14 protein-coding genes are annotated in these 9,057 nt (G+C 50.9%); all 14 read right to left on the reverse strand.

Features of this window, described 5'->3' with window-relative positions; all coding sequences use genetic code 11:
- Positions 1 to 82: 82 nt before the first annotated feature.
- Entirely contained in the window at positions 83 to 397 is a 315-nt protein-coding gene (locus PHF27_RS11845; RefSeq protein ID WP_300070298.1) for an EscU/YscU/HrcU family type III secretion system export apparatus switch protein, read from the reverse strand.
- Positions 394 to 1,182, reverse strand: coding sequence for a ribonuclease HII (locus tag PHF27_RS11850; RefSeq protein ID WP_300070301.1), 789 nt, complete (start codon positions 1,180 to 1,182; stop codon positions 394 to 396). Before PHF27_RS11850 ends, PHF27_RS11845 begins: the two co-directional genes overlap by 4 nt.
- Before the next feature lie 126 nt (positions 1,183 to 1,308).
- A complete protein-coding gene (gene ylqF, locus PHF27_RS11855; RefSeq protein ID WP_300070304.1) occupies positions 1,309 to 2,199 on the reverse strand; it encodes a ribosome biogenesis GTPase YlqF in 891 nt (296 codons plus the stop codon).
- 25 nt (positions 2,200 to 2,224) lie between these two features.
- Positions 2,225 to 2,752, reverse strand: a complete 528-nt coding sequence (gene lepB / locus PHF27_RS11860; RefSeq protein WP_018702445.1) for a signal peptidase I — start codon at positions 2,750 to 2,752, stop codon at positions 2,225 to 2,227.
- A 93-nt stretch (positions 2,753 to 2,845) separates the two neighbouring features.
- Positions 2,846 to 3,187 (reverse strand): 50S ribosomal protein L19, encoded by a 342-nt coding sequence (gene rplS, locus PHF27_RS11865; RefSeq protein WP_300070306.1) that lies wholly within the window; start codon positions 3,185 to 3,187, stop codon positions 2,846 to 2,848.
- 107 nt (positions 3,188 to 3,294) lie between these two features.
- Positions 3,295 to 3,894 carry an RNA methyltransferase gene (locus tag PHF27_RS11870; protein WP_300070308.1) on the reverse strand — a complete coding sequence of 200 codons (600 nt, stop codon included), beginning with the start codon at positions 3,892 to 3,894 and terminating at the stop codon, positions 3,295 to 3,297.
- Positions 3,891 to 4,628 carry a tRNA (guanosine(37)-N1)-methyltransferase TrmD gene (gene trmD, locus PHF27_RS11875; protein WP_300070310.1) on the reverse strand — a complete coding sequence of 246 codons (738 nt, stop codon included), beginning with the start codon at positions 4,626 to 4,628 and terminating at the stop codon, positions 3,891 to 3,893. Before trmD ends, PHF27_RS11870 begins: the two co-directional genes overlap by 4 nt.
- A complete protein-coding gene (gene rimM / locus PHF27_RS11880; RefSeq protein WP_300070313.1) occupies positions 4,625 to 5,140 on the reverse strand; it encodes a ribosome maturation factor RimM in 516 nt (171 codons plus the stop codon). The genes trmD and rimM overlap by 4 nt, the downstream gene beginning before the upstream one ends.
- 7 nt (positions 5,141 to 5,147) lie before the next feature.
- Positions 5,148 to 5,555 (reverse strand): YlqD family protein, encoded by a 408-nt coding sequence (locus PHF27_RS11885; protein ID WP_300070316.1) that lies wholly within the window; start codon positions 5,553 to 5,555, stop codon positions 5,148 to 5,150.
- 15 nt (positions 5,556 to 5,570) lie between these two features.
- A complete protein-coding gene (locus PHF27_RS11890) occupies positions 5,571 to 5,801 on the reverse strand; it encodes a KH domain-containing protein (RefSeq protein WP_300070317.1) in 231 nt (76 codons plus the stop codon).
- 19 nt (positions 5,802 to 5,820) lie between these two features.
- Positions 5,821 to 6,093, reverse strand: coding sequence for a 30S ribosomal protein S16 (gene rpsP, locus PHF27_RS11895; RefSeq protein ID WP_018702438.1), 273 nt, complete (start codon positions 6,091 to 6,093; stop codon positions 5,821 to 5,823).
- A 25-nt stretch (positions 6,094 to 6,118) separates the two neighbouring features.
- On the reverse strand, positions 6,119 to 7,468 hold the full coding sequence (ffh, locus tag PHF27_RS11900; RefSeq protein ID WP_300070320.1) for a signal recognition particle protein: 1,350 nt from the start codon (positions 7,466 to 7,468) through the stop codon (positions 6,119 to 6,121).
- Positions 7,458 to 7,817, reverse strand: coding sequence for a YlxM family DNA-binding protein (gene ylxM / locus PHF27_RS11905; RefSeq protein ID WP_300070323.1), 360 nt, complete (start codon positions 7,815 to 7,817; stop codon positions 7,458 to 7,460). The genes ffh and ylxM overlap by 11 nt, the downstream gene beginning before the upstream one ends.
- 99 nt (positions 7,818 to 7,916) lie before the next feature.
- Positions 7,917 to 8,831: a signal recognition particle-docking protein FtsY gene (gene ftsY, locus PHF27_RS11910; protein WP_300070326.1), complete on the reverse strand. Its 915-nt coding sequence runs from the start codon at positions 8,829 to 8,831 to the stop codon at positions 7,917 to 7,919.
- Positions 8,832 to 9,057 lie beyond the last annotated feature (226 nt).

Below are 9,057 nucleotides of genomic sequence, written 5' to 3' on the forward strand. Positions count from 1 at the left end.
TAAAATAACATAGCCTTCCTTGGCCAGCCAGTCAGCCGCACATTCTTCGCCGGATAAACCAAAGGCCAGATGCCGGGCCATCTCACGCCCTCCGCCGGCCAAGGCGCTGGTCTACGCGGTAAACGTAGGCTAATACTTCAGCCACAGCCTGATATAGTTCCGCAGGAATTTCCCGGTCTAAATGCACTGCCATCAGCATCGCCGTAAGTGTTTTGTTCTGATAAACCGGCACGCCATGACGGCGGGCTGTATCCAAAATTTGCTCGGCCAAATAGCCGGCTCCTTTAGCAACCACTTTCGGCGCCGTCGTAACGCCGGCTTCATAGCTCATGGCAATAGCTTGACGCCGTTGGATCTCCTCTTTTTTTAGATCGTCTTCGCCTTTCTTGCCGTTCATCGCGCATCCCTCCCCGCCAGCATCGATCGAATGGGCTCAAAGGTTTTCCGGTGAATCGGCGATGGCCCCAATTTTTGCAGCGCCGCCATATGCTCCGCCGTACCGTATCCCTTGTGTTCCCTCAATGAATATCCCGGATATTGTTCATCCAGTTTCGCCATCAGCCGATCTCGCTCCACTTTAGCCACAATAGAAGCCGCTGCGATGGAAGCGCTCAAGGCGTCCCCATGAATCAGCGCCTGACAAGGAATGTCTAAACGCTTTAAGTCCACCGCATCAGCCAGGATCGCCTGCGGCGCCGGCTGCAACTGGCGCACCGCCCGTTCCATCCCCCGTACCGTAGCCTGATAAATATTATACTGATCAATTTCCTCCGGTTCCACCCATACCAGCGAAATTGCCAGAGCCTGTCGCTGGACTTCCTCATACAGCCTGTCCCGCTGCAAAGGGGACAGCTTTTTGGAATCATTAATGCCTATTATTAAGCAGTCTGAAGGCAAAATAACAGCAGCAACCGCCACCGGGCCAGCTAGCGGTCCCCGGCCTGCTTCATCAACACCGCAGATACGCTCTATGCCTTTTTGACGCCAAAGGCGCTCGTAACGGCCCATTTCATAAAGCCTGTCTTGTTCTTCCTGCTGACGTTGCATACGACGCTCCCGCGCGGTTAAAAGCTGCTGGACGCCTTTACGAGGATCGGCTTGCAGTTCTGCAAATAACTGCGCATTAATTTCCTCCGCCTGCAACAATTCGCGAATTTCCGTAATCGTTTTTTTCTGCGTCATCTGCCATTCCTTCCTGCCGCGCCGCCTTCGCGCTGTTTTATGTATCATTTCTATTTTCTTCGGGTAATTCCTTTTTGCCTAGACCTAAGAAAAAAAAGAAAAACCGCAAAAGCGGTTTTTCTCCTATTATTCTGCTGGTAATTCCGTTGGCTGCTCTTGTAAAGGCGGATACTCCAGGGTCAATCTGCCTAGCTTACCATCCCGCAGTTCGCCCAAAACAATGCGCCTCGTTTTTTCCAAATCCACTACGCCGCCGGCTCGCAGACAGCCCCGCCGCACAGCAATTTGACGCAGAAGTTCTTCGGTGTCGGGAGGTAAAGGCAATTCTAGTTTATAACGTTCCGCCAGAAACTGCGGCTGATGCTCCCGCATCCAACCCAGGAAATGATCGATTACCAGTTCCATATCATAGACATCGTCGTTCAAAGCTCCGGTCAAAGCCAGCAAGATAGCAATATCCTGATCATCCATACGCGGCCACAGCACTCCAGGCATATCCAAGAGTTCCACGGACTTTCCGATTTTCAGCCATTGCTGTCCTCGGGTAACACCCGCTTTGTCCCCGGTCCGAACGGTAGCTACTCCCAAAAGACGATTAATCAAGGAAGATTTCCCTACGTTGGGCACTCCCAAAATCATCGCCCGCACCGGATGGTTCCGTATGCCTTTAGCCGCCAGCTTTTGCACTTTGGCTGCGCCAGCCTCTTCAATGCGATGGATAAAGGGCTTAATATTCTTCTTGCCGGAAGAATCCAAGGCAATCGCCGTAAATCCTTGCGTCTTGAAATACCGCAGCCACTCTTCCGTTAACGCCGGGTCCGCCAAGTCCGCCTTGTTCAAAACGATAAGGCGTTGTTTCCCTACAGTCCATTCCGTCAGCAACGGATTAGCGCTGCCTCTTGGAATACGGGCGTCCAGCAATTCTACCACTACGTCCACTAGTTTCAACTGCTCTCGGATGACCCTGTGCGCCTTGGCCATATGCCCCGGGAACCAATGAATATGTCTTTGTTTCATGAAATCCTCCGCGTTTTTAACGCTCTTAAGGCAGTTGTTTCAACTGATCCAAAGGCCAAAACACCATAATCGCCTTGCCTTTTACCATATCCAAGGAAACAAAGCCTACATCGCGGAAACGGCTGTCCTCCGAATTGTTCCGGTTGTCGCCCATCACAAAGATATGGCCTTCCGGCACGGTAGACAAAGGATAAGAACCACGCGTCTTCTCTAAAATGTACTCTTCATTTTGCAACTGACCGTTGACAAACACCCGGCCATCCTTAATTTCAATCGTATCGCCTGCAACGGCAATAACGCGCTTGATGAAATCACGACTGGGGTCCCGCGGATAACGGAAAACAATAACCTCGCCTTTGGCGGGTTGTTGAAAACGATAAATGAATTTATTGACCACCAGGCGTTCGCTATTAATCAACGTAGGACGCATAGACGGTCCTTCGACTAAATACAGTTCAACGATAAAATAACGAATAAAAAAAGCAAGTATCAACGCAATAGCGATTGATACAACCCAGTCTTTGATTTCTTGTCCTAGTTTGCTTTGGCTCATTTTCCACAAACCCCCATTCGAAGCCTCTGACCGTATACCTAGTTAATATTTACGATGAAAAAAGGGGACTGCTGCCAGTCCCCTTTTCGTCGCTTAGCGTCTTTCTCTGATACGCGCTGCTTTACCGCGCAGATTGCGCAGGTAGTACAGTTTGGCGCGACGGACAATACCGCGGCGCACTACTTCGATCCGCTCCAAACGGGGCGAATGCACCGGGAAAGTACGTTCCACACCTACATTGTAGGAAATGCGGCGAACGGTGAAAGTCTCACGCACGCCAGTACCTTTACGATGAATGACAACGCCTTCAAAAACCTGGACACGTTCACGAGTACCCTCGACAACTTTTACGTGGGCACGGACAGTGTCGCCTGGTTTAAAATCAGGGATGTCGGTACGGAGTTGTTCTTTTTCCAAAGCTTCAATGAGATTCATGGGTTTTCCTCCTTCATTAAGACGTTCGTATCCTGCTTTAGGTATAGAGGACCGCCTTATAAACATTAAAATTATATCATCTTCCCCGAGTTAACTCAAGAAAAAAATTAATCCTCACGCGCACTTTCAGCTTCATACCAAGCTTCGCCCAGCAAGCGGTCCAAAATGATAGCCACCGCCGAACGCACCGGCAGATGATTGTATTCGCCTGGCCCGTAAATTGGCTCTAAGATTGCGTCAAAACGGCTCATCGTTTCCGCCTCAATACCCCAGCCGGTACCAAATAAAATCAGCCATGGTTGCGCCTCCTGCTGAAGCTTGCTGCGCATCGTTCGATAGGAAATGCTGTTGGGATATACCCGCGCGTCGGTAGTAACAATCAACGGCCGCTGTCCTTCGGCTTCCTCAATGCGCTTGCACGCCTCTTCAATCGAAGCAGCCAGCTCTAGAACTTGAAAGGCTTCCTTGCGGTCCGGGTTGTATTCACTGCCGTAACCATCCCGCCAATAGCCAATAATGTCTTGTACAAGGCGAGCTTGGCTCTCGTGAGGATGAATGACAAAATAACGCGCTACATCATAGGTCCGGCAGGTCCTGGCCAAATCATGGACGTCAAAATTGGTTACCGCCGTAGCTACTACATCCATATTCCGGTTGTAAATCGGATAATGCACCAGACCTACATAAACCTTTGCTTTTTCCTTCATGACTCTTCCTCCTCGACTTCCGCCAGCAGTTTCGCGTCCGCCTTTTCCAGTTCGCGCCCTGTTAACAGATCAGGCCGCCGCTTCCAGGTATTGCGCAGCGCTTCTTTGCGCCGCCACCGCTGGATTTTCGCATGATCACCGCTGACAAGCACCTCTGGCACCTCCCAGCCGTTAAAACTGCGCGGCCGTGTATACTGCGGGTACTCCAAAAGACCATCATAAAAGGAATCATGCGGCGCCGAATCGCAGGAACCCAGCACACCGGGCACTAAGCGCGCCACAGCATCCGCCACAACCATTGCCGGCAGTTCGCCCCCTGTGAGCACATAATCGCCGATCGAAATGACTTCATCCACCACATGTTGGCGAACGCGTTCGTCAATACCTTCATAATGGCCGCATACCAAAATAAGATGCTCCTCCTTGGCCAGTTCCAACGCCTTGGCCTGAGAAAAAGGCGTCCCACCTGGACACATGAGCAAGACGCGCCCTGCGCCACTTTCCTTGGCAGACTGCACAGCCCGATAAATGGGATCTGGCTTCATCACCATCCCCGCGCCGCCGCCAAAGGGCGTATCATCTACAATACGATGCTTATCTAAGGCAAAGTCCCGGGGATTAATGTGGGAAAAGGAAAGCAGGCCCGCGTCGCGGGCCCGTTTCAAAATGCTATGCTCCAGAGGCGCAAACATCTCTGGAAAGAGAGACACAAAGGAAAAATGCAGCGAATTCATTCCCATACCTCCTGCAAGCGTACACGCATTAGACCTTCTTGCAAAGAAATCTCGGAAACTACGCTTTTAAGAGCCGGCACCAACACGTCTTGGCTGCGTCCAGCTTGACGCACCACATACACATCGTTGCTGCCCGTCTCCAAGATCTGCACGATTTCTCCCAATTCTTCGCCGGTTCGCTCATCAACCACCCGAAGTCCCAGGATATCAGCCGTATAGTATTGCCCTGCCGCTAAAGGAACCGCATCTTTACGGTCAATATACAGTTGCTGCCCCCGCAGCTTCTCAGCGGCTTCAATCGTGTCTACGCCTTGAAAATGCAACAAAGCTAAGCCTTTATGCACACTAGCGCGCTCCAAGGTCAAAACAGCGCCGCTATGCATAAATACGCACTTCAAGGCAGCAAAGCGGTCCGCCCGATCGGTCAGGGGGCTAACACGAACATCACCCCGCACGCCGTGCGGGGCAATAATCTGACCGACCAATATACGGTTAGTCTCTTTCATGGTCATCTTGGTCTCAGCTGCGGAAAGCCAGAACTTTGCCGTCTTCCAGAAGGATCTCAGAGCCCATGATCTTGTTCAGATCATCGCCTACCTTCACATCGACGACGCGCTCCAACTGCCCTCTGACAATCTCAGAGCCGAGTTCGAGTTCCTGCGTGGCCTTGAGCTTGGCCAGCATTTCATTCTTGAATTCCAGGCGCTTTTGCTTTTCTGCCTCAATTTGTTGACGCAGAGCCACAAGGCCTTGGGCGTCCTGCTTGGCTTGTTCTGCCAACAGACGCTTAGCGTGAAACTCAATTTGCTGCAGTTCCAACTCCACCCCTTGCAGGGCTTCTTCGGTTTCTGCGATCAAACGCTGCTTGAGTTCCTCCGTCACCTTGGCCTTGATGGTCACAGGGCATTTTAGAGTCATGCTGTCCATGTCGGTAATCCACCTTTATTCGCTGATTTCCACGTTGACTTTTTTATTTTCCCGCGTCGCCGCCGCTTTCACGACAGTGCGGATGGCTTTAGCAATCCGTCCCTGCTTGCCGATGACCTTGCCCATATCTTCAGGAGATACGCGCAAGGCGTATACGGTGCCATTACGGTCATCCGCTGCTTCGACTCGTACCTGTTCCGGATGCCGTACCAGGGCTTTGGCGATAACTTCAACGATTTCTTTCATGACGTTATCACACTCTTTCTCACTTCGAACGCTTCATTTCATCCCATTTGCTCATGATGCCTTCTTTACGGAGAATGTTTTTCGCCGTATCGGTAAGCTGAGCGCCTTTTTGCAACCAGGCCAGGACTTTTTCTTCGTCCACTTTTACTACTGCGGGTTCGCGAGTAGAGTCATAGTGACCGACGATTTCGATGAAACGGCCATCGCGGGGCGAACGAGAGTCAGCCACAACGATGCGATAGAAGGGGTTTTTCTTGGCCCCCATGCGATTCAAACGAATTTTTACTGCCATTGATATCACCTCCTTTATAGAATCATTATTTCATAAACGGCATTTTAAACATGCTGCTTAGTTTATTTTTACCCATTTTCTGCATATCCTTGAAGCGCTTCATCATCTTCCGCGCCTCCACAAACTGCTTCAACAGCTTATTGACGTCTTGCACGCGCGTACCGCTGCCAGCAGCAATGCGCTTACGGCGGCTGCCGTTAATTAGGTTGGGATCGCGCCGCTCCGCCCTTGTCATAGAGCGAATAATAGCCTCTACATGGGCAATTTCTTTTTCATCAATCTGGATATCCTGGTTCTTTGTCAGCTGGTTCATACCGGGAAGCATTTCCATAATTTTATCCAGCGGTCCCAGTTTTTTCACCTGTTGCAACTGATCCAGAAAATCCTCCAGCGTAAAGTCGTCTTTGCGCAGTTTGCGCTCCATCTCTTTAGCCTGTTCCAAATCGATGCTGGCCTGGGCTTTTTCAATCAGAGTCAACACATCGCCCATGCCGAGAATACGCGAAGCCATGCGGTCCGGATGAAAAGGCTCCAGCGCATCCAGTTTCTCGCCCATACCGGCAAATTTTATCGGACAACCGGTAACGGCTTTTACCGAAAGCGCCGCCCCGCCGCGGGCATCGCCATCCAGCTTGGTAAGAATAATACCGTCCAGACCCAAATCGCCATTAAAGCTTTCCGCTACATTGACAGCGTCCTGACCGGTCATAGCATCGACTACAAGCAAAATTTCATGCGGCTTGACCGCACTTTTAATGTCCTTAAGCTCCTGCATCAACTCTTCGTTGATATGCAGTCGTCCTGCCGTGTCAATGATCACCACATCGCGAGCGTATAATTTGGCATGTTCCAGAGCCTGTTTGGCAATTTCTACCGGTTGGGGCTCTTCCATGGTGAAAACCGGAATGCTCAGCTGTTCCCCAAGCACCTGCAGCTGTTTGATAGCCGCAGGCCGGTACACGTCGGCGGCAACTAACAGCGGGTTTTTACCTTGTTTTTTCAAATACTGCCCCAGCTTGCCTACGGTTGTCGTTTTACCAGCGCCCTGAAGGCCCACAAGCATGATCACTGTCGGCGGCTTAGGAGAGATAGTAATGCGACTTTGGGTGCCGCCCATCAACTCGGTCAGCTCATCGTTAACAATCTTTACGACCTGCTGCGCTGGCGTCAGACTTTCCAGCACTTCTTGCCCTACAGCCCGTTCCTTAATGCGTGCAATTAAATCCTTAACCACTTTAAAATGCACATCGGCTTCCAACAGGGCCATACGTACTTCGCGAAGCGCTTCAGCAACATCGGCTTCGGTAATCTTTCCTCGGCCGCGAAGTTTTTTAAATGTCGATTGCAACTTATCGGCTAAGCCCTCAAATATCATGAGCAACCTCCAACAGCATACTCAATTGCCGCCTAGCCTCGCCAAGAGCGGGAATGTTTTGCATATTCTCAGGCAGGCTCATTAAAAGCTGTTGCACCTGCCGCAAAATTTCCCGATCCTGTTCCTGCCGTTCCAGCAATCGCAATTTTCCTTCATACTCTTCTAAAATATGTTCCGCCCGGCGCAGCATATCATGCACCGCTTGTCGCGAAACACACAGCTCTTCGGCAATCTCCGAAAGAGAAAAATCCTGCAAATAATGTAATTCCACGCAACGCTGCTGTTTTTCCGTCAGTAACGCGCTATACAAATCAAAGAGACGTCCAATGCGGACGATTTTCTCCAACATGTTCACCACCAACTTCTTGCCAAGTTCTAATACTTGACACCTGCTTTATTATACGCACTTCAAGGATGGGCGTCAAGTACTTTTACTTGGCATTCTTGGTTAGTTGGCAAATAAAGCTTGCGCAAACTCCTCCGCATCAAAAGGCCGCAAATCGTCCATGCCTTCGCCAACGCCAATCCACTTGACAGGCACGCCCAATTCACTCTTAACAGCCACAATCACGCCGCCCTTAGCCGTCCCGTCCAGCTTGGTCAAAGCCACGCCAGTCACATCGCTGACTTCTCCGAACACACGGGCCTGATTCAAGGCATTTTGCCCTGTTGTAGCATCCAGCACTAACAATGTTTCATGCGGCGCTCCTTCCACTTCCCGGCCAATAATCCGGTAAATCTTCCGCAGCTCCTCCATAAGATTTCCCTTATTGTGCAGCCTGCCGGCCGTATCGATGATCACTATGTCAAAGTTCCTGGCTTTAGCTGCTTGCAGCGCGTCAAACGCCACCGCCGCCGGATCCGAACCTTCTGCATGCTTGATCACTTCGCAGCCGGTGCGCTGACCCCAAATCTCCAGCTGGTCAATCGCCGCCGCACGAAAGGTATCCGCCGCCGCTAGAAGCACCTTTTTGCCTTGAGCTGCGTAAAAATGCCCCAATTTTCCAATCGTAGTCGTCTTGCCCACGCCATTGACGCCAACCACCAAAATAACGCCTACGCTCTTTTCCGGCAACTGCATAGCAGCCGTTCCCTCATTGAGCATGGAACTGATGCGCTGCGCCAAAAAGGGCCGCAAATCGTCAGGCTGGTTGATTTCTTTAGCTTTTATGCCTGTGCGGATGTCCTGCATCAACCGCGACGTAACTGTTACGCCAACATCCGAGGTCAACAACGCCATTTCAATATCATCTAAAAATTCCTCATCAATATCGGCATAGCCCTTAATTACCTGTTCTATTTTCTCTGCAAAAGACTTGCGCGTCTTTTCCAAGCCCGATTTTAACCGATCAAAAAAACCCATTCTTCTTCGCACCTCTTCTCTAAAATTCACACCGCCGGCTTAAAATTGCTTCTTAGCTGGCGGAAGACTGCTTTTCTTCATTACTAAGTTCTACGGAAATAATGCGAGAGACGCCGTTTTCATGCAGCGTTACCCCGTGCAGACGGTCTGCCGCCTCCATCGTCCCCTTACGGTGCGTCACCACCAGAAACTGCGTGTGCGCCGCATATTCGCGCAAGAAACGACT

The sequence above is a fragment of the Anaeromusa sp. genome (assembly GCF_028691475.1).
In the GTDB taxonomy this organism is placed as follows: Bacteria; Bacillota; Negativicutes; order Anaeromusales; family Anaeromusaceae; genus Anaeromusa.

Bases quoted from the DNA above. Each gene is read 5' to 3' on its own strand.
- rpsP (WP_018702438.1), bottom strand. From the start codon at position 6,093: ATGGCAGTAAAAATTCGTTTGAATCGCATGGGGGCCAAGAAAAACCCC.
- rimM (WP_300070313.1), bottom strand. From the start codon at position 5,140: ATGACCATGAAAGAGACTAACCGTATATTGGTCGGTCAGATTATTGCC.
- PHF27_RS11885 (WP_300070316.1), bottom strand. From the start codon at position 5,555: ATGGACAGCATGACTCTAAAATGCCCTGTGACCATCAAGGCCAAGGTG.
- PHF27_RS11870 (WP_300070308.1), bottom strand. From the start codon at position 3,894: ATGAAGGAAAAAGCAAAGGTTTATGTAGGTCTGGTGCATTATCCGATT.
- ffh (WP_300070320.1), bottom strand. From the start codon at position 7,468: ATGATATTTGAGGGCTTAGCCGATAAGTTGCAATCGACATTTAAAAAA.
- PHF27_RS11890 (WP_300070317.1), bottom strand. From the start codon at position 5,801: ATGAAAGAAATCGTTGAAGTTATCGCCAAAGCCCTGGTACGGCATCCG.
- lepB (WP_018702445.1), bottom strand. From the start codon at position 2,752: ATGAGCCAAAGCAAACTAGGACAAGAAATCAAAGACTGGGTTGTATCA.
- PHF27_RS11850 (WP_300070301.1), bottom strand. From the start codon at position 1,182: ATGACGCAGAAAAAAACGATTACGGAAATTCGCGAATTGTTGCAGGCG.
- trmD (WP_300070310.1), bottom strand. From the start codon at position 4,628: ATGAATTCGCTGCATTTTTCCTTTGTGTCTCTCTTTCCAGAGATGTTT.
- ylxM (WP_300070323.1), bottom strand. From the start codon at position 7,817: ATGTTGGAGAAAATCGTCCGCATTGGACGTCTCTTTGATTTGTATAGC.
- ftsY (WP_300070326.1), bottom strand. From the start codon at position 8,831: ATGGGTTTTTTTGATCGGTTAAAATCGGGCTTGGAAAAGACGCGCAAG.
- ylqF (WP_300070304.1), bottom strand. From the start codon at position 2,199: ATGAAACAAAGACATATTCATTGGTTCCCGGGGCATATGGCCAAGGCG.
- rplS (WP_300070306.1), bottom strand. From the start codon at position 3,187: ATGAATCTCATTGAAGCTTTGGAAAAAGAACAACTCCGTACCGACATC.
- PHF27_RS11845 (WP_300070298.1), bottom strand. From the start codon at position 397: ATGAACGGCAAGAAAGGCGAAGACGATCTAAAAAAAGAGGAGATCCAA.